This is a genomic window from Marinomonas alcarazii, from assembly GCF_003208215.1.
In the GTDB taxonomy this organism is placed as follows: domain Bacteria; phylum Pseudomonadota; class Gammaproteobacteria; order Pseudomonadales; family Marinomonadaceae; genus Marinomonas; species Marinomonas alcarazii.
On the sequence record NZ_QKLW01000003.1, the window covers coordinates 1 to 23,895 of the forward strand.

Genomic DNA, 23,895 nt, shown 5'->3' on the forward strand with positions numbered 1-23,895 from the left:
TAAAAATGGGGTTAAATGGCCTGACTCCGGTAGAGTACCGAAATCAGGCATTGTTAGCCGGTTAATAAAGTGTCCAACTTTATGGGGTCACTTCAAAAGCGGATTTTTTTGGAATTTTTAAAATTACATAATCAAGTAATTAAAAATCATAAAACATTCAAAAAATCCCGAAGTCCACATTTCATTCTTAATTTTTCAGATTCGGAAGCCATCTTAAATTCTAACAAGCATAAAAAATCAATATAAAACAATATCTTAAACATCGGTTTAAAATTTTTAAAAAATTAAGTAAAAAATAAGAATTATTATCGTTGTTGCATTGTTGTAATAAAGTTACCTAAATGTATTATTAACTATGAAAACGCATGTTTTTATGAAGCTCTAATTTAAATATAAAAATAACATTTGGGTCTGAAAATTATGAAAAAAACTATTCTACATACTGCTATTGTTGGAAGCTTATTATCTATCAGTGCAGTTCACGCCGCACCTTCCTTTGACGGAAACTTCGAGTTAAATACCGATGCCATTTCTAAAGCAGAAGGTGATTCCACATACAAGCAGGATGGTCGCCTTGAACTCAATGTGACAGGCAGACACACAATGGGCGATAACTTCTTCGCTGGCAGAGGCTCTCTTCTTATTAAAACAACAGGTGATGCAACCGTTGATGATGCTTACATCAAGTTTGGCAACAGCACTTGGGACCTTCAAGCGGGTCGTTTTGAGGCGGTGAATCTGTTCCCAAAAGGCAAAGATACTCTCATTGAACACGTAGAAGCGGTAGATGTTTACGAAGCGAATATGGCTCGTGGCCGTGAAGGCGATGATACTGGTCAATTTGCTTTGCACTTCAATGCAAGCGAAAGTGTTAAATTTGAACTCGCTACTCTTTATGGTGACCCAAATATCGATGAAGCCACAGAAGATAAAGCGACTGCTATCTCTGGTATTAGACCTTCTGTAACCTTTGCCGCAGGTGCTGCCACTATTACAGCGGGCTATGAAAGTGTTAAGTATGATTTGGCAGCAGGCGGTGAAGTTAAAAAATCTGGTTATGCAGTCTCTGCTAATTTTGATGTGGCCGCTGCGAACGTTAATCTTGCCGCAACGTTTGGTAAAGATCATGAAACCGATGAAAAAGTTACTTCTATGATGGCAAATATGACATACGGTAACTTTGGTCTAGGCCTTATTGCTTCTTCTGTCGATGAAGGAACGAGTGATGATCCTTCTTTGTTAACCACTTATATTGCCTACACAGTGCCAGTGTTGGATATTGAGAATGCAACGGTGACCTTTGCTGGTTCATATTCAACGGCTGATAAAGTGGCTGCTGGTACAAATGATAAAGTAACTGCAGCACGAGTTCGATTTAACTATGGCTTCTAGCGTTTAGTTAAAGGTAAGAGCAATATTGTTGGTTATTCCCTTTTCTGGTGATATTGCTCTTCATCGTGGTTTTTTCTACCTTGCTTTACTCTAATACGCTCTTCATCGAAATAAATAACGCCTCATATAACCTTACGATATGTCACATCTCACACTGACACCACGACAAAAATAAATTCGCCAAGGTGCCTGTGTGAAAAATAGATAAATTACTTAGCTGTTTTCAATGCATTTTGATACTGGCTGTTGTCTTCTTCTGGGGTGTCATGTTTTAAATCAGCCAGTAGCTTATCAGTTAATTTATAGCTGTATAAAAAGATGACTAAACCAATGCTCGCACCTATTGCGTTACCTAAGTTGAGTGCATCCCACATGCCTTGAATGACTTGTGGTGATTGCTGCACGACCACTCCACCAGAGGATTCAACAAATCCCACCATAGCAAGATAACCCATAGCAATAGAGCCACCAACAGCTGTTGTCGCTTTATTCGCAAAGGTTTGGGTCGCAAAGGTGACGGCTTCTAAGCGTTTTCCTGAGCGGATATAGCCATATTCAATACAATCGGCAATGAAGATACTAGGCATAATCAACGTGACGCCAAGTGCAATAGCTTTAATCATGGTTAAGGCAATGAAGGCTTCCATATTATCGTAGCCCACCATCCAGGTGATCACTGACAATATGGCAAGAGCAGCAGAGGCCCAAGCAAAGGTGGCGATTTTTCCAAGTTTACGAATGCCAATTGGCACCAGAGGTGAGGCCAGCATAGCCGGGCCAATCATAGCGAAAAGAAATAAGCCGGAAAGTGAGGGATCGTTAAAGACATCGCGTGCGATATAAGGCATTAAGGTGAAGGCAACATTCGATCCACCAATAAAGACAAAGGCAAGGATAAACATCAGCAAGTATTTATTGCCAGTCACCGTGCCTAATATTTGTTTAAGGGTAGGAACCTCTTGTTCTACAACGTGGCGCTCTTCCACTGTGCGTATGGTTAGCATCAAAAGCATGGCGGCTACACACATAATGACCGCCGCTAAAGTCCATTTACCACCCAGTTTTTCGACCAGCCAAGGTGCGCTAAGCATAGCGATGACCATGCCGACAAAACCACCAAAACGCACAAAAGAATAAATGACATTCCGCTCATCTTTATTTTGCGTCATCACTGAACCGATGGCGTAAGCAGGCGCATCCGATACGGTATATAGCATTCCCCAACCAACGTAGGTGATGAAGGCGTAGGTAATACGAAGCCACATTGGCTGTTCGGCAAGGTAGTCGCCAAAAGCAAAGATCAAAACAGTGGAAAGCGGAACTGCCCACGCGATGGCGTTCACCCAAGGCTTGAACTTACCGCCTTTAAAGCGACTTCTTTCTACTATAATGGAGAGTATTGGATCATTCACCGCATCCCATACTCTGGCTAACAGAAAGAGAATGCCGACTGTCGCGGCGGATAGTCCGAGTACAGAGGTGTAATACACGCTAATAAATATAGTCACAAACATATAAATAATGTTTTGACCGGTGAAAAAAGTGTAATAGCTGAGTCGTTCACGACGACTTGTTTCATAGTTAGCTTTGGACATCTTTGCCTCTTTATTTTTATTGGTTATCACTTACATCACCGTCATTACCCTTCGCTAATGTAGATAATGACGGTATATAAAACAGCTTTTTAGATGCGTGTTTCCTTGTTATTTAGTGAGGCAATAAGTTGCAAAATCTGATCTTCAGAATATTGCTGACTATTGAACACTGGCAAATTACGTAATGGCATATCCGCCACCATAGATTCTGCCATCAGGCGATCGGCTTCCGCAGCAGAGTCATTTTGATCGCCGCCCATCATTTGAGTAAACACGGAAAGCATGCCTTCATACAAAGGTTTGCCTAGTGGTTCATTGGCAATTTCTCCTAGAGTTGAATTCACCGTGTAAGGCGTGATCGGTGTTGGCGCAGGAATGTCGTAACCTAATAAGGCCGTGAATGCAGCGTCATTAAAGTCACGTTTTTCAGGCTCAAAGTAAGCTTTTAGGGCTGCATTAGGTTGTTTTTTTGCTACAGTCGTATTCAAAAAAACAGTGGCAGTATCGCGAATATCTTCTACCGAGGAGCCGATATGAATCTGATATTCATCGCTTTCAGCTACCCAAGAGGATTGCGCTTCATCCCAATAAGCAAAAGCACGATAATCCAGCTCAAACTCGATTTCTTTGCTTTCACCTGGCTCTAAGAACACTTTTTCAAATGCTTTTAGCTCTTTTGCTGGACGAGGTTGAGAAGAGGATTTTTGTCCCACGTAACACTGCACAACTTCCGCTCCGGCTTTGTTTCCTGTGTTAGTAATAGTAATTTGTAGCTTAATAGAGTCGTTTTCATTAAAGGACGCTTTGTCGCCACTTAGCAAGGTTAAATGGTAGTAAGTGAAGTTGGTATACGACAAGCCATGACCAAAAGGGAAAAGTGCTTTTGTTTTGGTGGTATCAAAATAGCGATAACCGACCCAAATAGCTTCACGGTATTGCACTTGCTTTGTGGTGCCAGGGAAATATGGTTGGCTTGGAACATCGTCTAAGTTTGCAGGGAAAGTTTCAGCCAACTTACCGCTTGGGTTCACCTCACCAGACAGTACTTTGGCCACCGCTGAAGCACCGGCTTGACCGCCTAGGTACGCTTCCAGTATGGCGGGTACTTTTTCGACAAATGGAAGAACGACTGGTGCGCCATTCTGAAGAACAACAACGGTCTTGTTGAGTTGTTCGCCTAGCGCGGCAATTAGATCCAATTGCACTTGTGGCAGGTTCAAATGCTGACGATCAAAGCCTTCGGATTCATATTTTGGCGTTAGGCCTGCGAACAAAAACACCACGTCTGCTTGTTTGGCTAACTCAATGGCCTTGGCGATTTCTGCTGAGTCTTCTTTGTCATTAAGATGGTAGCCAGCTGTATAGCTGACATTATCGTCGCCAAATTGTTTTTTGATTTCGTCGAGAGGCTGTTCCAACTTGAATGGATTAATCTTGGAGCTGCCCGCACCTTGGTAGCGAGTGCTGTTGGCTAACGCGCCAATGACAGCGACCTTTTTACCTGGTGCAACTGGCAATAAACCATCATTCTTTAATAGTACGCAGGTTTCTTCTGCGATTCGCGCAGCGAGTTCATGGTGAGCATTTAAGTCGGCTTCTACTTTATCGCTTTCTAGAGAAGCTTGTGATTTTAATATCAGCGCTAATACGCGAGCGACAGATTTGTCTAACTCTGCCATCGTTAGCTGACCGTTTTCCACTGCGGCAATGATCTTTTTGGTATTCATATCGCCAGAGCTTGGCATTTCTAAATGCTGACCATTTTTGACACCTTCAACGCGGTCGTTATTAGCGCCCCAATCCGTCACAATAATGCCTTCAAAGCCCCATTCTTTGACTAAAATGTCATCGAGTAATTGCTTGTGTTCAGCTGCGTAGGTGCCGTTTACCTTGTTATAAGAGCACATGACAGTCCATGGCTGGGTCTTTTTAACGGCTTTTTCAAAAGCAGGCAGATAGATTTCACGCAAGGTTCGTTGGTCGACAACAGCATCGACTGTCATACGGCAATGTTCGTGATTGTTTACTGCGTAATGTTTTAGGCTGGTGCCGACACCTTGGCTTTGTACACCTTTGATCCAAGCGGCTGACATGTCGCCAGCTAATAAAGGGTCTTCAGAAAAATATTCGAAGTTACGGCCACCCAGAGGGTTACGTTTTATGTTTGTGCCAGGGCCAAGCAACACGGACACATCTTCAGCGCGACATTCTTTGCCTAGCGCGACGCCCATCTCTTCAACGAGTTTGGTATTCCACGACGCAGCCAGTCCTGATGCCGTTGGGAAGCAGGTGGCTTTAACGGCCGCATTTAGGCCCACATGATCGCCTTCTCCTGCTTGTTTTCGCAAGCCATGAGGGCCATCAGTTACCATGATTGATGGTAGGCTCAAACGTTCAATCCCATGAAGTGTCCAAAAGTCTTTGCCGGTACAGAGCATGGCTTTTTCTTCTAGGGTTAGTTCGGCTAAGAGTTGATTTATTTTTGTATCACTCATCGTTTCATCCTTTTTAGATTTGTGGTGATGGTTTCAGACCATCGATCAGTAGCTGAATTAATACAGGGGAAAGTTTTGGAATGGCCTCTTGTTCAATTTCCATCAAAGCATTTTGACGTAACAGCATGCGGCGGAAAAAAGTAGGAACCGCATTAAATAAGGTGACGGCCAAATAAGGTGCTGGAACGTCAGAGCGAATGCTGCCTTCAGCCTGTCCTAGAGAGACAATATCGTTAAGCGATTGGCCGATTTTTTCTGGCAATAGTTGTGTTAGTTTTTCGCGGAATTCAGTGGGGATACGTGATCCAGCATAGTAACCGTCAAATTCGGCAATGAAGCGGTCATCGTCTTCATATTGGGGGTCTGCATAGGCTTGCATGAGTACGCCAAGGCCTTCGAGAATAGTGGCGTAATGGCGAGCTTTGATTTTTTCTATGATGTGTTCATAAATATCGTTCTTACGAGTGAGCACCACAACCAGTATGGCAAAGCCCAAATCGTATTTGTCTTGGTAATAACGATATAAAGTATTACGGCTCATGCCAGTGGCTGCCGCGATGTCTTTCATTTGAGTATCAGCAAAGCCATTTTCGATAAAAAGTGCTTCGGCAATGTTGATAATTTTGTCCCGAGTAGCCTCGGTTTGGTGAACCATTCTTGAATTCATAAAATGTTACACGTGTTATATTTTTTTCATCAATCTAATGGCTGGTACAATTGCAGTCAATAATTAATTAACAAAAAAAGCCTTTGCCTCATCACTTGAGGCAAAGGCTTTTATATAAAAACAATTAAAATCAATTGCTTGAGAGGGAGTTACTGGTTATTCAATGACTCGCAAAGCCATTAAGTCACTGTCTTTGGTGATGACCAAGGTTGGATCAACACGCAAACAGCTACCAGCGTAATGTCCAGACACCGAGAAAGTGCAAACTTGTGAGCGATAGCCTTCTATGTCCGGTAACTTCCAAAGAGCTTGGAAAATTTGATCTTGATGAGAAAAGCGACCAGCGGTTTCTTCCATTAGGGCGTCTTTGCCATCGTACAGGCTGATATTAAAGCCGCAGCGACCAGCGATAGGTTTGCTTACATAACCATGAGTTTTTAGTGCATCACTTAACTCAAAAGACGATTCCAATAAATAGGGATGGTCGGGGAAAAGTAGCCATAAAACCGGTAAAATCGCTTTATTACTAGGAATAAGAGTCCAAAGTGGTTCGTAAACCATGACGTCTTTGCGTAATAAAACATCGACTAAACGCGGGGCTTCACTTCGAGGGATATCAGTCTTGTAATCGCGAAGGCGTTGTTCATCGTCATCGCATTCGGCACGGATTTGATCCAGAGCGGTTTCCCATGCCCAAGTTTTCCACACCCAACGGATTTTGACCCCGTCAGTATCAACGACATCACCGTCTGCATCCCAGCGTAAACTACTGACGCCTTTGATGACTTTGCAATCTAGACCCGCTTTTTCCATGGTGCGTTTCATGAAAAGCGCATGGTAATTCTCTTCTAAGTCTGTGTCTTGCATGATGTGAATCACGCCTTTGACAGCACTGTTTTTCCAAGCTTCGATGAGCTCATCGACCAATTCTGTTGCTGAGCCTTCACCTTCATTCGCGCCATAATGCTTGGCCCATTTTTCCTGAATTATGCCTGCTTCCATGTAGCATGAGGCTGAGTCGCAGTTGTATTCGTATACCTTGATGCCGTTAGCTGACAGGCTGAAATCAAAGCGCCCAGTGATCATCTGGTTACGACGGTTGTCCCAAGATTGATGGATTTTAGGCCATAAAGCTGGAGGAATATTAAAGCTAGAAAGCAGATCATCGTTTTGCAGTACATAATCTGTGGCGTGCATAAATAAGGCGTGCAATTCATTGGTGGCGCGTTTTAGCTCACGCTCAGCGGTTTCTGTCATCACCATGTATTTGTAGTCGTCTTCCGGTCGGCTGGCGAGTTTGTGTCCGCCCATCATCTCAACAAAAGCTTCTTCGGCAGGGTTCGCCACATTTAACCAAGCACGAGAGGCTTGGCCTTTGTTAGCGACATGGCGTATTTGTAAATCAAACAAGGCTGGATCTTCAGGCTCAATCTTTTCAGCATGCAAATCATTGTCGGTTTGGATGACCCAACCCATAATCGAAGCATCGCCATAGGAGCAACGAAGCCAATAACCGCCGTCTTCGCTTATGCGGGCATCTAACACTCGAGAATAATCTTGGCCTTCAGGCCAGATTTGATGGCCGACGTTTTGCTCAACTATATAGAGACGATCAGGCAAGACTTTGGTAACAATCGCCACATGGCCCGTGACTTCAAATTCACCACCTTCGTTCCAAATCAAAAGAGCACCGACTTCCGGATGACGCAACGAGCCATTGTGAAAGGATTTCAGTGGTAATCGGCTTTCATCGGCAATAAGTCGAGCTGATGTTAGGCGGAAAATATCGTATGCCATAGCGACGTCATCAAAAATATAACCTTTGTTGAGATACAGCCAGCGGCGAGCAAATTCAACACATTGCCATTTATAGCCCATAAAAATCCCATCCACATAGCTGCGATAAGCATGGCGGTTAGGCAGTTCATTATCATCGGCGGAATCGTAATCGGAAGAGTAAACAGGCACATTGCCCGGCGCGATGCCTAACAGGGTGCCAAAAGGAGCAATGGGTCTACTGGAGTCGGGTGTCATTAGTTTGATTTCCCTCACACGAAACGTGTTCAAACGGGTAAAAGAAAGGCGACAAAATGGTCGTCTGATGTCCGCAATATAGTCCCTGAAAAGCGGGTCTGCAAGCACTCTTAGGGCTTATTTTTTGAGTTGCTCTTGAATAAAATTTGAACGATCATTCAGGAAAGAAAGTGCACAAGATTGTATTTTGCAATAACTGCCCTATGTAGTGCTTATACTTTCTATAAAGACTGAAATAGATTCTGGAGTTTATAATGACAAGCACTGAAAAAAACCTGTTTAGCCCAGTAAAAGTGGGAAATCTAGAGTTACCTAATCGTATTGTTATGGCGCCTTTGACTCGTACGCGAGCGCCTGGTCATCAGCCAAATGCCTTGATGGCTGAATATTACTCCCAACGTGCTAGCACCGGCTTGTTGATCACCGAGTGTACTATGGTTACGGAAGGCACATCTGCTTTTGGCGACGATCCTGGTGTGTATTCTGCCGAGCAGATCGAAGGTTGGAAGCTCACCACAGATGCGGTTCATAAAGCGGGCGGTCGTATCTTTATGCAAATTTGGCACGCTGGCCGTGCGGCGCATCCATTATTGAACGGTGGCAAAGAGGCCGTGTCAGCAAGCGCGATTGCGATCGATGGTGAAACTCATACTCCAGAAGGCAAAAAACCATACACTGTTCCTCGAGCATTAACGGTTGCCGAAATCAAAGACATTGTGGCTGACTTTCGCCAAGCAGCGATCAATGCCAAAGAAGCGGGTTTCGATGGTGTGGAAATTCACGGTGCCAATGGCTATTTAATTGATCAGTTCTTGCGTGAAAGCTCTAACCAGCGTACCGATGAATATGGTGGTTCTTTGGAAAATCGCGCGCGCTTTTTAACGGAAGTGATTGAGGCGGTTACAGACGTGTTGGGCAGTGACCGCGTTGGCTTACGTCTCTCTCCGCTTAATAGCTTCCAAAGCATGAAAGAGAGCGATCCTCTGGCATGGACTCGTTTCTTGAGCGAACACTTGAACCGTTTTAATTTAGCGTATTTGCATTTGATGCGTGCGGACTTTTTCGGCGAGCAACAAGCCGATGTTGTCAGTGTAGCGCGTGAAGCTTATAAAGGCCATTTGATGGTCAACATGGGTTATTCTCCAGAAGAAGCCAATCAAGCACTAGCAGATAATAAAGCGGACAGCGTGGCATTTGGTAAAGGTATTCTTGCCAACCCAGACTTTGTCGAACGTATTCAGGCTGGCGCGGAATTAAACGAGCCTAACCCAAATACCTTTTACACACCGGGTGCAGTAGGCTATACAGATTATCCGTTTATGACTGCGTAATTCCAATTCATACCGGTTCACACTTAAAACGCCAAGGCGGTATGCCTTGGCGTTTTTTTGTTATGAATGTTTTCTTTTAGGTCATCAGGCATGAAAGAAGATTGACGTCCAATCTCGGTGTCCTTTAACTTAGCCAAATTAGTATTTCTTAAGACAACTCTTTTTTAAGGCAAAACATCGTGACCATTTCTTCTTCTCTTACTTCCAAATTACCGTCCGTCGGCACCACTATTTTTACCAGAATGTCTGCGTTGGCGGCGGAAAAGGGGGCGATCAATTTGTCGCAAGGCTTTCCTGACTTTCCTCCGGATGCTCGATTATTAGAGCGTGCTTCGCAAGCGATTTTAACCGGTAATAATCAATACTCGCCTATGACTGGTTTGCCGATTTTAAGAGAAGCAATAGCCAACCTGATTGCGCGTCACTATGACCGAAAAGTCAGTGCATTAGATGAAATCACCGTGACCAGCGGTGCGTCTGAAGCTATTTTTGATGCCATTGCAGCTTTAGTACATCACGGTGATGAAGTCATCTTATTTGATCCTGCATACGATTTATATGAGCCAGCAGTGACCCTAGCAGGTGGGATTTGTAAGCGAGTAACCTTGGCTGCACCCGAGTTTCGTCCTGATTGGCAGGCATTTTCTGAACTGCTGACTGACAAGACGAGATTGGTACTAATCAATACACCACACAATCCAACGGGGACTTGCTGGAAGGCGGAAGATTTAGAGTCCTTGTGGCAAGCCGTAGCAAGTCGCGACATTTATGTTTTATCTGACGAAGTGTATGAATTTATCCACTTTGGTGAATCCGCAGTAAGTATTCACAAACACTCAGAGCTTTCAAAACGCAGTTTGGTGGTATCGTCTTTTGGCAAGAGCTTTCACTTAACAGGTTGGAAAGTTGGCTACATTGTAGCGCCTGCAGCGCTGACTGCGGAGCTGCGCAAGGTGCATCAATTTGTTTCCTTTTGTACCGCAACGCCTTTGCAACAAGCCTTGGCGGAACATCTTCTCGCTTTGCCAGAAGCGAGTGCTGGCTTGGCAAGCTTTTATCAGCGAAAGCGCGATGTGCTTAGAGATGCATTGGCCAACAGCCGTTTTCAGCTATTACCTTGTGAAGGGACGTATTTTCAATTGCTTGATTACAGTCAGATAAGCGATCTTGATGATGTGGCGTTTTGCGAATGGCTAGTAGATCAAGCTGGCGTAGCGGCGATTCCAGTAAGTGTGTTTTATCAGCAAGCTCCCGATAACCAGCGCATAATTCGGCTGTGTTTTGCGAAAGAAGAAGGCACGCTGTTAGACGCCGCGAAAAGGCTTTCTCAATTGTAAAGTTTGGTGAGCTTTTTGAGTATAATATGTGTCATATTGATTCGTGTTGTATATGTCTTTTTAATTGCTACTTAACTAACGCTATACTGTTAATCATCAGATCATAATTTTTGGTAAGTCACGTGTTTCGCTGAGTGTCTAGAGGTTATATCTGCAATATATTTTAGACCAATAATTTTTTGTTGTCGCAAGGGTATGACCATCTATTATGTTTAACACGTTAAAAGGACGGCTGTATTTTCTGGCTATCCTTATAATATTTCCGTGCTATCTTTTTATATACGAGAGTTTTGGTTACAGTCGAAACATTGTGAAAGAAGAAGTACGAAAAGTCGCAGACATCGTTTCTTACCAAGTGGCTGATATTCAAGAGCATCTTGTCCAGTCTGCGTATGTTTTTTTATCTAATCTAACCGCCTCTCCCAAGTTACAAGACCCTGACTCTGACGAATGCCGACAGTTTCTCGTCGAGTTGCTTCCGCTGTACGATTATTACGTCAACATTGGTGTGCCGAATCGAAATGGGATTCTTACCTGTAATAGCATGCCATTATCTGAAGCGATTGATGTTAGCGATCGCAGCTACATCCGTGAAGCGATTTCTGGTCAGTATTTCACCACCAGTGGGGTACAAGTAGATCGTGTGACGGGCGTCCCGACGGTTAACTTCGCTTATCCCGTTTTTAACCTGCAAAATAGCAACGACATTGTTGGGGCTGCTGTGGTGGTTATTTCGTTAGATTGGTGGAGTTCTTTTCTAGAAAGAAGTCAATTGCCCCCAGACAGTGTTGCCTATATTTTGGATGCTAATGATCAACCCGTCGTAACTTATCCTGCAGGCAATCAATATGTTCCCCCAGCCCTTTTGAACCGCTTTTGGCGAGGAGAAGATGGCGTGAGTCGTGTATTTCACAAGCGCCAGATAATCGATGAAAAAGGCAATGTGCAGCTGACTTTTTTAACGGGTATTGCGGTTGATTCTGCGTTAAGTGCGGTAAATAAACGATACATAATGATTACTGCGGTATTTTCCGTTTTGATTTTATTTATGTTGATATTGCTTCATTTCTTTTTAACAAACTCACTATTAAAACCGCTTAATGTGTTGACTGACTTAGTCATTCGTTTAGGCCGAAATGAAAAAATGCCGACCAATCGTCCCATTGGCGTTCAGGAAATGGATTATCTACAGCAGCATTTCTTGGAAATGGCGTCATTGAAGCAAAAAGCAGAGCAAGACATTATTGATCAAGCGCAAACAGACCGCTTAACGGGCATTTCAAATCGTGAGGCATTCAGTCAGGTACTCGCAGATACGTTGGCGCAAGTTGACCCTCAACATGGCAAGTTGGCGGTTATTTTGCTCGATCTTGATAATTTCAAAGAAATAAACGACACCCGTGGGCATGAAGTCGGAGACGCTATTTTGCAGCAGATTGCTGAGCGCATCACGCAATACCCTTTTCATGCCAAAAGCATTAGCCGCCAGGGGGGGGATGAGTTCGTTTTCTTGTTTGATGGTCAACAGGTCGATTTATCACAGGTTCTTAAGTTGGCGGAAAGCATTCAAAGCCTGATCAAACAACCTTATTCTGTATTGAATGATAATGTGATGGTATCAGCAAGTTGTGGCGTGGCGGTTTATCCTGATGATGGTCGTGATAGTCGAGCCTTAATGGGGGCGGTGGATCAAGCGATGTATCATGCGAAGGCCAGTGGTCGGGATTGTGTGAAACGCTTTGATTGGAAATTGAAGCAGGCGCTGTTAGATAAAGTCGAGTTGATTAAAGACATAAATAAAGCATTAAAGAATGATGAGTTCTTTTTGGTGTATCAGCCCATAGTTGACCGAGAGGGTAAGGCGCTCAAGTTTGAAGCCTTGATTCGATGGAACCACCCAGAAAAAGGGCTTATTAGTCCCGATGAATTTATTTCAGCAGCAGAAGAGTCTGGTCTAATAGTAGATATTGGCGGCTGGGTTATTCAAGAAGCCAAGGCTGCGTTATCTAAATTACAAGTTGCTCGTGGTCCTGATGTGCAAATAGGGGTCAATGTGTCTCCTTTGCAGTTATTAAATCGCCGTGAAGGTGCCGATGTGTTTTTATCGAGCCTGATAACTGGCTCTGGTGAGTTAAACCGTAGTGCAGATGAAAAGAATGGCTTGGTTGTGGAAATTACCGAAAACCTTTTAATGGAAATGGATGAGCGTACGCGTCAAGTACTAATGGATTTCAGAAAAAATGGCATACAAGTGGCTTTAGATGATTTCGGGACCGGTTATTCATCATTGGCGTACATAATGAATTACGACATTGATTTCTTAAAAATCGATCGCAGTTTTGTGCAAACACTTAGCCCTGAGTCTTCCTCCTCTTCGCTTTGTGAGGCGATTATTAACATGGCTCACAAACTGAAGATTATGGTCGTTGCTGAAGGGGTTGAAACCAAACAACAAGCCGACTTGTTGTTGCAATATGGCTGTGATTTTCTGCAAGGGTATTATTTTGCTAAGCCATTACGTTTAGAAGAAGCGCTTTTATATCCAATTCAGAAAGAGATCTAGCAGCATAAGGAAAGTGATTTGTGCTGCTAGATTACAGCCACCATGAATGGCGGCGTTAGCTTGGCAGGCCCTCGTACGTAGGGATATCGCCTAAGTTTTCATCCCAATTGCCTTTGCTGTCCATGAATATATGAGCTTGTGGGGTGATATCGACCTCTGTATCTAAGCAACCCGCAGGCACCACAACTAAACCACGAGCTTTCGCGTCTGTTGGCATATTAGAGCCACATACAGAGCAAAATGTACGGGCAAAGTTCGTGTCTTCTAGACGATAAAAGCTGAGCTTATCTTCGCCGCTTAACCAGTTTAATGTAGCGCCTGAAGCAAATAGGTTGGCGCAATGGGCCGTGCCAGAGGTTTTTCTACAGCGGCTACAATGGCAAAGAAAAAATTTCGTAAATTCTCCTTCTAGCTCAAACGTAACGGCATTACACAAACAAGATCCTGCGTGAATATGACTCATAACGAAATCCCCCAATACAATTAAAGGTTAAACACCGACAGAAAACATGCCTTCTAAATCATGTTTTGAATAAGCACGAAACGCCAACATGGTTTCTGTTTTCAGAATGTTATCGATCTGTGCAAGGTGCTGTGTTACTAATTCAGATAACTGATCATTGGTCTGCACTCGGGCAATGGCGGTGATGTCGTATGAGCCACTGACAGAATACACTTCAGATAAACCTTCAATGGATGCTAATTTTTCGGCCACTTGGTTAATGTACTTTTTCTCTACAGAAAGCATGATGATAGCGGTAACCACGAGAATCTCCTCTTCGTATGGTGAGTGTACGCTGGTGTCTGGATAAAGTTGCTTTTCAAGCCTTTGAGCGCCAGCGAATAGTTCGAGAATTAAAGCACCTTAAGCGTCGATTTACAAAGGAACAGACAGCTAGCCGCTCACGCCAAATAGGAAAGCAGCATAATGAAAAAGAGGCTTTACTGACGAAAGCGACGTACATAGGCATAGGCTCTGCCGTTTGGAAAGCAAGAAGCATTTAGGTATAAAGTTTAATAAGAGAAGGTTATAGAAAGCGCAAAAGTTATATTTTACTTTGATTATCTGACGCAACTATTCATTTGTTTACGCAATGTTATTAATAGAAAACGCTAGACTCATATCATTACGTAAAACTGCAGAAAAAACATAGTAAGAGGTTTAGTGCTTTTAGTATGATTTATCTAAGTATTGGGGTGAGCATTCATAATATCCAATCATAAAATGATTTCTTAGAGGTAGGGTGTGTTCGAGAAAAACACAGCGAAAATAAATAATAGCGTTGATTTAATGAAGGCTATTTTGGGTGTCCAGGATCAAAGCACAATGGAAGAAGAGCTTTTGACCAATTCGTTTAATAATGATTTGGAGCATCTAGTACAAACTATTCGACAACACCTAGGAATGGACGTTGCTTTTTTGTCTCGTTTTCATAATGGTGATCGTGAAATATTACATATTGATAAAAAAGATGTTTGTAATAACCCGCTCGATAAAGGCCATAAGGATAAAAACGAAGAAACCTATTGCCAGCTTATTGCTGATGAAAAACTGCCGAAGATTATTCCTGATACGTCGGAGAACGAAATCACCAAGGCGTTAGCGGTAACAAAAAAATTAAATATAGGCAGTTATGTTGGCGTGCCTATCTATTTTTCCGATGATTCTCTTTATGGCACCTTGTGTTGTTTCAGCGAGAAACCAGATGAGTCATTGACGAATAAAGACCTCTCTATATTGACGCTTTTTGCAAAGTTTGCCGCTCGTAACATAGAAAAAGAATTTAACGTATCAAAATCGCAGCAGGACGCTCGTGATGATATTTTTGAAATCATTCGTAACAAGCAACTCTCCATCGTATTTCAGCCAATTTATGACCTTAAAACAAAGTCGATTACAGGTTTTGAATGCTTGTCTCGTTTTCAAACCAAGCCCTATTATTCCCCTGATTATTGGTTCAATAAAGCCAATGCCTCAGGTGTTGGCGAAGTACTAGAGTTGTTTGCCATTGAAGAGGCGATCAATTTATTGCCAGCTATCCCTGAGCAATATTACATAACGTTGAATGTTTCTCCTAAACACCTTACATCGTCTTATCTGCAAGCTATGTTAGATAAAGCGCCTTTGCATCGCATTGTAATGGAGGTGACTGAGCGAGAGTCTATTCCAGACTACAAAGCATTTCGGAATTCCATTCAGTCTTTTCGGGAGCGAGGTATGCGTCTTGCTGTCGATGATGCCGGAGCCGGCTTTGCCAGTTTTCAACACATATTGGAGCTGCAAGCGGACATTATTAAATTAGATAGAAGCTTAATTGCTAATCTTAATTCAGATCACAGAAAAAGAGCCTTGGTTGCTGCTTTGATTGGCTTTGCAAAAGAAACCAAAAGCAAGGTGCTTGGTGAAGGTGTGGAGACTTTGGCGGAGCTGGAAGTGCTTCAAGAGTTAGGTGCTCAAAAAATACAGGGATATTTTTTCTGTTACCCATTACCACTTAAAGATGCGTTGGCCTTTTGTGAGGCTTGACGCTTTGTTTTAAGCCTTTTCTGAGGTGTCTATAAGGTGTCATTGCTGTACATTTATTGCACACACCTTCTTTTAAAGTAATACTGTCTTTTCTTCCACGCCAAAAAATAGTTTTTATGCTCGGTAATGGCATGTACTATGCCTAACTTTTATTTTAGAGCCATAGCCATTTTGCTATCCAAATCAATGGAAAAATGGAATTAGAGAGAGTGTTATGAATACAACCTATAAAGTGTTACTTGGAATGGTGCTTGGCATCATAGTTGGGTTGGTCCTCAACTTAACAGGACTAAACGCAGACGGAACATGGGCGAACAGTTACTTGACTGACGGTATGTTTAAAGTCGTCGGCACCATGTTTGTTAATGCGTTAAAAATGCTTGTCGTGCCGTTGGTTTTCTTTTCATTAGTTTGCGGTGTTTGCGGTATCGGTGACATTAGGTTGCTGGGCCGAATCGGTTCAAAGTCTTTCTTTTTATACTTAGTGACCACAGCAATCGCGATTGCTGCTGCGTTAATTATCGCCACAGGATTTGGTATCGGTGAAGGCATGAATGCTGAGTCTTCCTCGAGCTTTACAGGTAAAGCGTCACCACCACTTTCCACTGTTCTGATCAATATTATTCCTTCTAATCCAATTAGCGCGATGGCGGAAGGCGACATGTTGCCAGTGATCTTCTTCTCGATCATGTTTGGGGTCAGTATCTTAATGGTTGGGAAAAAAGCCACTGTTGTTAGCGACTTTATCGAAGCACTAAATGAAATCATGATGAAGATGGTTAACATCATCATGGCGGTTGCGCCTTACGCTGTGTTCTGTTTGATCGCTAGAGCTATTGCAGATTTAGGTATGGATTTGCTTGCTCAGCTACTCGGTTATGTATTGGTCTTGATTGGAGTATTGTTATTCCACCTCTTTGTGACCTTACAGCTTATTCTGAAAGTCTTGTCTGGTTTAAATCCTATAACTTTCATGAAAAAAATGCGTAACACACAAGTGTTTGCTTTTAGTACTTCAAGCTCTAATGCGACGATCCCAGTAACCTTGCGTACCGTAACGCAGCGTATGGGCGTGAAAAACTCGGTAGCGTCTTTTACTGTGCCATTTGGGGCGACCATCAACATGGATGGCACCGCGATCATGCAAGGTGTAGCGACTGTCTTTATCGCTAATATCTACAACGTAGAGCTTGGTATGATGGGGTATTTAACCGTTATTTTGATGTCTGTATTGGCATCTATCGGTACCGCAGGCGTACCAGGTGTTGGTTTGATAATGCTGTCTATGGTGTTCGCACAAGTCGGCTTACCGATTGAAGGTATTGGCTTGATTTTGGGTGTTGACCGTTTGCTAGACATGATTCGTACAGCGGTTAACGTTTCTGGTGATGCTGTGGTTTCCATTGTCGTTGCCAAAAGCGAAGGTCAGCTAGATGAGAACGTCTATAACGATCCTGATGCGGGTAATTTGTCTGATCTGCATTTAGAGAAAAAACAAGCTTAATCAGCACGGAATATTGTTCTGAATAAAATGCGATTGGAACTAAAAAAAGAGCGCTTACTTCGGTATGCGCTCTTTTTTTCGCGTGCGAAACAGGTGTTAAAAACGTGTAACAACCGTTACGCCTGGTGGGTTGGTTTTATCCATATTGGTTAGCGCGGCAATGGATTCCTCTAAACTGATGGTTCGACCAAGCAGCTTTTCTGGGCTGAGTTTGCCCGTCTTGATCATGGCTAACATTGCATCGTAACGGAACGCCTGCATGCCGTGACTGCCAATAATTTCGAGTTCATGGGCAATGACCAAATTCATTGGAATTGGTGGCGTGGCTTGATCGGCTAATAACAAACCAACTTGAACGTGTTTACCCAGCTTTTTCAAACTCTTAATGGAGTTTATGCAGGTTGTTGAGTGACCGAGTGCATCGATCGATACATGGGCGCCACCGCGGGTGATTTCTTTAATCGCTTCAGCCACATCTGCCACCCTAGTGGCATTAATGGTCGCATAAGCGCCTAGGGCTTTTGCTAGCTCAAGTTTATCGTCCGTCACATCCACTGCAATGACATTGGCACCAATGCTGTTGGCAATCATGATGGCCGACAAGCCAACACCACCACAGCCATGTACGGCGACCCATTGACCAGCGCTGACCTTACCTTGATCGACGACGGCTCTAAATGAGGTCACAAAGCGACACCCAAGGCTCGCTGCTGTGGTGAAGTCTATGTTTTCTGGCAAGGTGACCAGATTTACATCTGCGTGATGAATGGAGACATATTCCGCAAAAGATCCCCAATGAGTGAAACCAGGTTGAGTTTGATTACCACAGACTTGATGATTGCCACCGTGGCATTCTGGGCAAGAACCGCATCCGCTAACAAAAGGTACCGTGACTCGATCGCCTACTTTAAAGCGCTGAACATCCTTGCCTACGGCTTCAATAACACCTGCAAACTCATGGCCGGGAACGTGTGGTAAGACAATGTCTGGATCGTGTCCCATCCAGCCGTGCCAATCGCTACGACATACACCAGTCGCTTCAACTTTAATCACCACACCATGTTTTTCTGGTGTCGGGTCTTCTACATTCATAATTTTGGGGGTGGACGAAAAGCTTTCGTAGACAACGGCTTTCATAGTTTGCTCCTTTGCTGATCCGTACGACAGCCTAATAGACTACTGAATATACGAGAAATTACCTTGCTCTTTTTCTTGTATATTGGAGAGCTTAAGAAATACTATTTCAGATATGAGGTTAATAAGAGGGGAATCTTTCAATGGCGGCTTTGGATAAGGTAGACACTGATATCGTTCGGCGTATGCAGCAAGATGGCAAGCTAACTAACGCAAAATTAGCTAACGAACTTTCGTTAAGTGAAACGCCCTGTTGGCGTCGTCTCAAACGTCTAGAGGAAGAGGGCATCATCACCGATTATCAGGCGAACCTTGATCGTCGTAAACTGGGCTTCGGCGTGATGGCGTTTGTGCAGCTGACCTGTAATCAGCATGATGCAGAAACGACTCAAACTTTCGAAGAAATGATCCAACTATGCGACAATGTTTTGTCCTGTCACAACACCACAGGTGCAGCTGATTTCTTGTTGCAAGTGGTTGCCAAAGACCTAGATGACTACAGTCGTTTTGTGGATCAGGTGTTGAGAAAACTACCCGGTGTGTCGGCGATTGCCTCGAATATCTCACTGCGAGAACTGAAAGCCTCAACACGACTGCCAGTATAATGACTGTATTTTAGAGAAGATGCAGATAATACAAAGCCAACCGGTAAGGGTTGGCTTTGTGCTTCACACGATAGAAAAACAAACAATCACAAGGTCATTACAATACGGCCGGTGATGTCGCCTTTTTCCATATCGGCAAAAATCTCGTTAATATCATCCAGTGTTTTTTCGGCGATAATCGCTTTAACTTTACCGCGCGCAGCAAACTCCAAACACTCTTCTAAGTCTTTGCGGGTGCCAACGATGGAGCCAACCACGCTGACACCATTAAGAACAGTGTTGAAAATGGGTAATGGCATGTCTTCTGGGGGCAAACCAACCAAGACACACTTGCCGCCGCGACGAATCACGTCATAGCTTTGTCTAAAGCCCGCTTTGCTCACAGCAGTGCAAACAGAGGCATGCACACCGGAAGTAGCGTCTAAAATGTTTTTAACGACATCGTCGGTTTTGAAGTCAAAGAAATATTCCGCACCGAGCGACATGGCTAATTCACGTTTGGCTTCGCCTGTATCAACCGCTACGACTCGAAACCCCATGGCAACAGCGTATTGCACGGCTAAATGCCCTAGTCCACCAATGCCAAACAGAGCGACCCAATCACCAGGTTTTGCACCAGATACTTTGAGAGCTTTGTATGTCGTTACACCAGCACAAAATAACGGTGCTGCTTCTACATAACCTAAGCCTTCAGGAATTTTAACCACATATTCTGCATGGGCGGCACAAAATTCAGCGTAACCGCCATCGACCGAATACCCCGCATTTTGTTGTTCAAGGCACAAGTTTTCATTACCTGTTAGACAGTACTCGCAATGTCCGCAGGCGCTGTATAACCAAGGAATACCCACTCGATCACCCAAGGCCAAATGTTTTACTGCGCTGCCAACCTCGACGATTTCACCGACGCCTTCGTGACCTGGAATAAAGGGCAGAGTAGGTTTGACAGGCCAATCTCCGTGGCAAGCGTGTAAATCCGTATGGCACACCCCACAAGCATGAATCTTGACGAGTACTTGATTGGGTTCGATCTTAGGCTTAGCGACATCTTCAATTTTTAGAATGGCGCCAAACTTACTGGCTACAGCTGCTTTCATGACAAACTCCATCTTTTGATTTAATTAGACGCAATGCTATGAGGTCATAGTGACACAGATGAAGAAGGCAAGAACTGCGTTAGATCAGTGTTAGCTCTTAATTTTTTATAAGAAAAAAAGACTTTGTAAGGGCGTCTCTACTTAGTGCAGTAAACATGCAGCCTAAGTGCATCTCTTGAAATGCGGTTGTTTTTCATCCTGCCATCGCCAACTATGTATGTAGGAAGACGAAATAAAGCAAACGCTAACTAGGAGGAAAATATGCAAAATCAAACTGCACATGCCCACCACATTACAGACATCATCAAAGTAATGAACGGCGGTATTGAATTCTACCAAGAAGCGAAGAACAAGCTTGATGACAGTACGTATAACGCATTTTTCAATCGCATGATTGATGCTAAAGAGGAAGCGGTTGAAGAGCTACAACCTTTTGCAGTTGTTCAGCAAGGTGAAGTAGAAACCGATACGGATAATTTAGTCAAAGCGCGTCAGACTTACACTAAGTTGATGGCGAAAGTTTCTACTGAAGGAACCGTTTTTACCTATGTTGACCAGTTAGAAGAAGTGGAAGACAAGGTACTTGAAGAGCTCGATTTAGCACTTGAGAGAAACCAAATGCAAGATTGTGACGCCACGTTGCGCCGAGTTAAAGTCAGAATGAAAGAGTGCCATGATGAAATGAAGGCGCTACAAGTCGCAGCGCAACAGTAATTAATGTGAACTCATAGTCCGTACGCTGGCCTTTAACTTGCCTTTGCTTTTTGGGTTAGCATCAAGGCAGGAACTTAGGCAAAGCGTTACGGATCATTGTTAATGTTATAAAGCCAGCATGGATAGATTAGGGATCCATGCTGGCTTTTTTATTTGTCGCTAATGACGGATTCAGGGACGATGACACTCAACGATTGAGGTCTGACGATGACTTCTAGCTTCTCAGCTTCGCGTTCTTCGCCATCTAACACATAGTGTCCTACTTGGCTGATGTCTACTGTTACCCTTGAGGCAGCGCGGTGGAATACACCATTGTTCCCTTCTGGGGCCTCACTGTCTTCATTTTGATCACCCAAACCGAGCATAGCCAATTCGGCCAAGTTTAATATTTGCATACGCTCTGGGTCTAACCAGGTTAAATCCAGCTCGCCATCCATAATATTTGGAACACCTTTGCCTTGTGCCAAAAGCGTTGTGATCGGTGCGGCATTGGCAATGGTTAGGCTTGGCGTTTTGATGGTGAAGGGTTCGTCGTCGTTCAGTTGAATAGTGAATTCATGCACTTCGTTTTGACCAATCGCTTCCCAAAGACCTTTTAAATAAGCGAGTTGACCACTGGTGTTCTTTTTACTGCGGTCCGCTTTTTCGATCATCTGTTGTTCAAAACCAACGCCCGCTAGTAACAGCATTAACTCGCCGTTACAGGTGGCTGTATCGATGCGTTGTTCGCAGCCATCAATGAGGTTTAAGCAAATGGTTTCCAAAGGCGCGACTTTTGACATCGTGCCACACAAAACGTGGCTTAGCGCATTGGCGGTGCCAAATGGAATAATGCCCAGCTTAATGTTGGTGCCGACCATAGCTGCGGCAACCTCTGTAACTGTTCCATCGCCACCGCAGGCAATAATCATATCGGGTGAGGCTTTAACTGCTTCTTTGGCCAATGCGGTACCATTTTTCTCTGGCGTGGTGGTTTTCACTGTGACATCAAAATATGCCGATAAATAACGCAGGATGACGTCTTGTTGTTCTTCCCACTGGCGTGTTCCGGACACCGGATTGGCAATCAGCCAAGCGGAGTTATGCACCACCAAAAGCTTATTTTCCAACGCGCTTTTTAGATGTTTAAACTGACGTTTGTTTAAGCGAACGGTTTGGCGAATTTCACGTATTTTTTCCATCACCTGTCTGGGAGTGGACTTTGGGTTCTGGCTTAATAAATACGCAGCCATCATAAAGGCTGAGCGACCGCGCCCTAAGGCACAATGAATGACCACAGAGCGCCCTGTTTTACGGTGTGTATGTATCCAGTTCAGTGCCTTCTGTATTTGCGTATCGGAAGGCACTGAATGATCAAGGATGGGAATGTTTAAGTAGTCCACACTGTCTTGGTAAGACATCCAATTCAAAGAGCTAAACTCAGCGGTTACGTCTAAAACAGCGCTAATGTTTTCGCTTTTTATTTCATGAATATCTGAAGGGAACAAGCGTCGTGCTAAGAACAAACCGTCATCTATTTTCTGCAGCGCTGGCACAGAATCTGTGCTTCTCGCCCAACTGTTATAAAGCTGGGTACTCCACAAAAACGGCAGAAATATCCAACGTACATAAATGGGCACAGTGCCATCGGAACGTTTGCGAAATATTGTTGGTTTATTAAGAAGGTAGGCCAGACTGACAGTGAAAAAAGACAGGGCAAACCATGCCCAAGCGAGCTGAAAATAGATATTGCTGGTCATGATAACCAACAAAACAAATACTGCAGACACTAATAAGTAATAATTTGGTTTAAACAATACAACTCTCCCTAGAGTCCAGCCATAGTGTAAACAGAGTAACATACTGTTTTTTAAAAGTAAGACAGTAGCCTGTAAAGGTACAGGTAGAAAAAAAGAAATACACTATAAAAGACAGACATTTGGCAACATCGTCTTAGTATTTGACACCGACCATTAGTGGATTAAAAATCGCATTTTCGACCATGATTTTTTCTAAACGTCGCGTTGCCTCATTGGCTTTTGGCGATGTGAACAAGGTTACTTCCATATCAGGAAGAGTAGGCAAGTCCTGATAAATAGCCAAATCCTCTTCTAAAGTATGGTAAGGAACAATCCCAATCCCAACGCCAGCACGCACCGCAGCTAGGACGCCAGAACGGCTTTGGCTGGTGAACGCGATGCGATAAGGAATATTCGCCCTGTCGAGTGCTTCACAGGCGAATTGACGATGTTTACACCCCTCTGCAAATACCACCAAAGGCAGTACGCTCTGGGTATGCACAAAATGATTTTTTGGGCCAATCCACACCAATTCATCACGGCGTAAGCGAACACCGCCTTCGGTGTCAGCCAGCATTTCAACCAAAGCAATATCCAGCTTGCCTTTGTCCAAAAGATCGAGCAAATAATCTGGTCGATAATCGCAGACGGCTTCTAGCTCTGCTTCTGGGTAGCTCAAAATAAAGTCCTGTAAAAGTGGAGCAAGCGTGCGGCTGGCGTATTGGTCATGCGTTCCTAGCCGAACCACACCACTGATGTCCATATTCTGAAACGAGCCCACAATTTGATCGTGAAGATTCAAAAGCTGCTGAGCATGCGCTTTTAGTTGTTCTCCAACAGCGGTTAATCGCACGCCATGTTGGCCACGTTCCATTAGTGGATTGGCGATTAAATCTTCCAAGCGGTTAAGCTGCATACTGATTGTAGATGGCGCCTTGTGCAGTTGTTTGGCAGCCTCAGTCAGGTTTAGCGTTTCAGCCACGACCATGAAAGTGCGAAGTAAATTTATCGGTAAATCACGCATTTTTTAGTTTTCAATTTAGTTGAACGTAGATATGAATATTTATCGATTTACCGAATAAAAGCAAGCTCCTAATATAGCGACATTGATCGTTTTTCGTA

Annotated in this window: 18 protein-coding genes; 8 read left to right on the forward strand and 10 right to left on the reverse strand. The window is 43.7% G+C overall.

All coding sequences use genetic code 11. From position 1 onward, the window contains the following. Positions 1-420 precede the first annotated feature (420 nt). Positions 421-1,392 carry a carbohydrate porin gene (locus tag DFP75_RS08225; RefSeq protein ID WP_110574490.1) on the forward strand — a complete coding sequence of 324 codons (972 nt, stop codon included), beginning with the start codon at positions 421-423 and terminating at the stop codon, positions 1,390-1,392. 209 nt (positions 1,393-1,601) lie between these two features. On the opposite strand, the gene DFP75_RS08230 is transcribed toward DFP75_RS08225, so the two are convergent. From DFP75_RS08230 to gss, 4 genes are all read right to left on the reverse strand, one after another. Continuing rightward, entirely contained in the window at positions 1,602-2,987 is a 1,386-nt protein-coding gene (locus tag DFP75_RS08230) for an MFS transporter (RefSeq protein WP_110574491.1), read from the reverse strand. An 89-nt stretch (positions 2,988-3,076) separates the two neighbouring features. After that, complete coding sequence (locus DFP75_RS08235) at positions 3,077-5,482, reverse strand: glycoside hydrolase family 3 C-terminal domain-containing protein (protein WP_110574493.1); 2,406 nt, start codon at positions 5,480-5,482, stop codon at positions 3,077-3,079. 13 nt (positions 5,483-5,495) lie between these two features. Continuing rightward, the gene (locus tag DFP75_RS08240) at positions 5,496-6,149 is read right to left on the reverse strand and encodes a TetR/AcrR family transcriptional regulator (protein WP_110574495.1); all 654 of its coding nucleotides are present in this window, start codon (positions 6,147-6,149) and stop codon (positions 5,496-5,498) included. Between the two features lie 156 nt (positions 6,150-6,305). Further along, on the reverse strand, positions 6,306-8,183 hold the full coding sequence (gene gss / locus DFP75_RS08245) for a bifunctional glutathionylspermidine amidase/synthase (protein ID WP_110574497.1): 1,878 nt from the start codon (positions 8,181-8,183) through the stop codon (positions 6,306-6,308). Between the two features lie 254 nt (positions 8,184-8,437). Between gss and DFP75_RS08250 the strand changes: the two genes are divergently transcribed. The 3 genes from DFP75_RS08250 (at position 8,438) to DFP75_RS08260 (ending at position 13,414) form a co-directional block, all read left to right on the forward strand. Beyond that, positions 8,438-9,514: an alkene reductase gene (locus DFP75_RS08250; RefSeq protein WP_110574499.1), complete on the forward strand. Its 1,077-nt coding sequence runs from the start codon at positions 8,438-8,440 to the stop codon at positions 9,512-9,514. Between the two features lie 179 nt (positions 9,515-9,693). After that, positions 9,694-10,851 (forward strand): methionine aminotransferase, encoded by a 1,158-nt coding sequence (locus DFP75_RS08255; protein WP_110574501.1) that lies wholly within the window; start codon positions 9,694-9,696, stop codon positions 10,849-10,851. Between the two features lie 310 nt (positions 10,852-11,161). Then, positions 11,162-13,414 carry a bifunctional diguanylate cyclase/phosphodiesterase gene (locus DFP75_RS08260; RefSeq protein ID WP_181417010.1) on the forward strand — a complete coding sequence of 751 codons (2,253 nt, stop codon included), beginning with the start codon at positions 11,162-11,164 and terminating at the stop codon, positions 13,412-13,414. A gap of 55 nt (positions 13,415-13,469) precedes the next feature. On the opposite strand, the gene DFP75_RS08265 is transcribed toward DFP75_RS08260, so the two are convergent. Both DFP75_RS08265 and DFP75_RS08270 read right to left on the reverse strand, forming a co-directional pair. Continuing rightward, positions 13,470-13,877 (reverse strand): GFA family protein, encoded by a 408-nt coding sequence (locus DFP75_RS08265; RefSeq protein WP_110574505.1) that lies wholly within the window; start codon positions 13,875-13,877, stop codon positions 13,470-13,472. 27 nt (positions 13,878-13,904) lie between these two features. Next, positions 13,905-14,180 carry an Lrp/AsnC family transcriptional regulator gene (locus tag DFP75_RS08270; protein WP_110574507.1) on the reverse strand — a complete coding sequence of 92 codons (276 nt, stop codon included), beginning with the start codon at positions 14,178-14,180 and terminating at the stop codon, positions 13,905-13,907. 480 nt (positions 14,181-14,660) lie between these two features. Between DFP75_RS08270 and DFP75_RS08280 the strand changes: the two genes are divergently transcribed. Next, a complete protein-coding gene (locus tag DFP75_RS08280; RefSeq protein ID WP_110574510.1) occupies positions 14,661-15,941 on the forward strand; it encodes a sensor domain-containing phosphodiesterase in 1,281 nt (426 codons plus the stop codon). 214 nt (positions 15,942-16,155) lie between these two features. Then, complete coding sequence (locus tag DFP75_RS08285; RefSeq protein WP_110574512.1) at positions 16,156-17,445, forward strand: dicarboxylate/amino acid:cation symporter; 1,290 nt, start codon at positions 16,156-16,158, stop codon at positions 17,443-17,445. Between the two features lie 96 nt (positions 17,446-17,541). Here the strand turns inward: DFP75_RS08285 and DFP75_RS08290 are convergent, their stop codons facing one another. Next, complete coding sequence (locus tag DFP75_RS08290) at positions 17,542-18,582, reverse strand: zinc-dependent alcohol dehydrogenase family protein (RefSeq protein WP_110574514.1); 1,041 nt, start codon at positions 18,580-18,582, stop codon at positions 17,542-17,544. 140 nt (positions 18,583-18,722) lie between these two features. Here DFP75_RS08290 and DFP75_RS08295 point away from each other — a divergent pair, with 140 nt between their 5' ends. Then, complete coding sequence (locus DFP75_RS08295; protein ID WP_110574516.1) at positions 18,723-19,184, forward strand: Lrp/AsnC family transcriptional regulator; 462 nt, start codon at positions 18,723-18,725, stop codon at positions 19,182-19,184. An 86-nt stretch (positions 19,185-19,270) separates the two neighbouring features. Here DFP75_RS08295 and adhP read toward each other — a convergent pair whose 3' ends face one another. Beyond that, the gene (gene adhP, locus DFP75_RS08300) at positions 19,271-20,281 is read right to left on the reverse strand and encodes an alcohol dehydrogenase AdhP (RefSeq protein WP_110574518.1); all 1,011 of its coding nucleotides are present in this window, start codon (positions 20,279-20,281) and stop codon (positions 19,271-19,273) included. A 261-nt stretch (positions 20,282-20,542) separates the two neighbouring features. Between adhP and DFP75_RS08305 the strand changes: the two genes are divergently transcribed. Beyond that, positions 20,543-20,995: a PA2169 family four-helix-bundle protein gene (locus tag DFP75_RS08305; protein ID WP_110574520.1), complete on the forward strand. Its 453-nt coding sequence runs from the start codon at positions 20,543-20,545 to the stop codon at positions 20,993-20,995. 149 nt (positions 20,996-21,144) lie between these two features. Here DFP75_RS08305 and DFP75_RS08310 read toward each other — a convergent pair whose 3' ends face one another. Together DFP75_RS08310 and DFP75_RS08315 are read right to left on the reverse strand one after the other, a co-directional pair. Next, positions 21,145-22,791 (reverse strand): diacylglycerol kinase family protein, encoded by a 1,647-nt coding sequence (locus tag DFP75_RS08310; protein WP_110574522.1) that lies wholly within the window; start codon positions 22,789-22,791, stop codon positions 21,145-21,147. Positions 22,792-22,927: 136 nt separating this feature from the next. Beyond that, the gene (locus tag DFP75_RS08315; protein WP_110574524.1) at positions 22,928-23,797 is read right to left on the reverse strand and encodes a LysR family transcriptional regulator; all 870 of its coding nucleotides are present in this window, start codon (positions 23,795-23,797) and stop codon (positions 22,928-22,930) included. Positions 23,798-23,895: the final 98 nt, after the last annotated feature.

Coding starts and splice junctions, on each gene's coding strand:
- DFP75_RS08235 (WP_110574493.1), bottom strand. CDS start 5,482: ATGAGTGATACAAAAATAAATCAACTCTTAGCCGAACTAACCCTAGAA.
- DFP75_RS08250 (WP_110574499.1), top strand. CDS start 8,438: ATGACAAGCACTGAAAAAAACCTGTTTAGCCCAGTAAAAGTGGGAAAT.
- DFP75_RS08230 (WP_110574491.1), bottom strand. CDS start 2,987: ATGTCCAAAGCTAACTATGAAACAAGTCGTCGTGAACGACTCAGCTAT.
- DFP75_RS08265 (WP_110574505.1), bottom strand. CDS start 13,877: ATGAGTCATATTCACGCAGGATCTTGTTTGTGTAATGCCGTTACGTTT.
- gss (WP_110574497.1), bottom strand. CDS start 8,183: ATGACACCCGACTCCAGTAGACCCATTGCTCCTTTTGGCACCCTGTTA.
- adhP (WP_110574518.1), bottom strand. CDS start 20,281: ATGAAAGCAGCTGTAGCCAGTAAGTTTGGCGCCATTCTAAAAATTGAA.
- DFP75_RS08305 (WP_110574520.1), top strand. CDS start 20,543: ATGCAAAATCAAACTGCACATGCCCACCACATTACAGACATCATCAAA.
- DFP75_RS08290 (WP_110574514.1), bottom strand. CDS start 18,582: ATGAAAGCCGTTGTCTACGAAAGCTTTTCGTCCACCCCCAAAATTATG.
- DFP75_RS08285 (WP_110574512.1), top strand. CDS start 16,156: ATGAATACAACCTATAAAGTGTTACTTGGAATGGTGCTTGGCATCATA.
- DFP75_RS08240 (WP_110574495.1), bottom strand. CDS start 6,149: ATGAATTCAAGAATGGTTCACCAAACCGAGGCTACTCGGGACAAAATT.
- DFP75_RS08225 (WP_110574490.1), top strand. CDS start 421: ATGAAAAAAACTATTCTACATACTGCTATTGTTGGAAGCTTATTATCT.
- DFP75_RS08295 (WP_110574516.1), top strand. CDS start 18,723: ATGGCGGCTTTGGATAAGGTAGACACTGATATCGTTCGGCGTATGCAG.
- DFP75_RS08315 (WP_110574524.1), bottom strand. CDS start 23,797: ATGCGTGATTTACCGATAAATTTACTTCGCACTTTCATGGTCGTGGCT.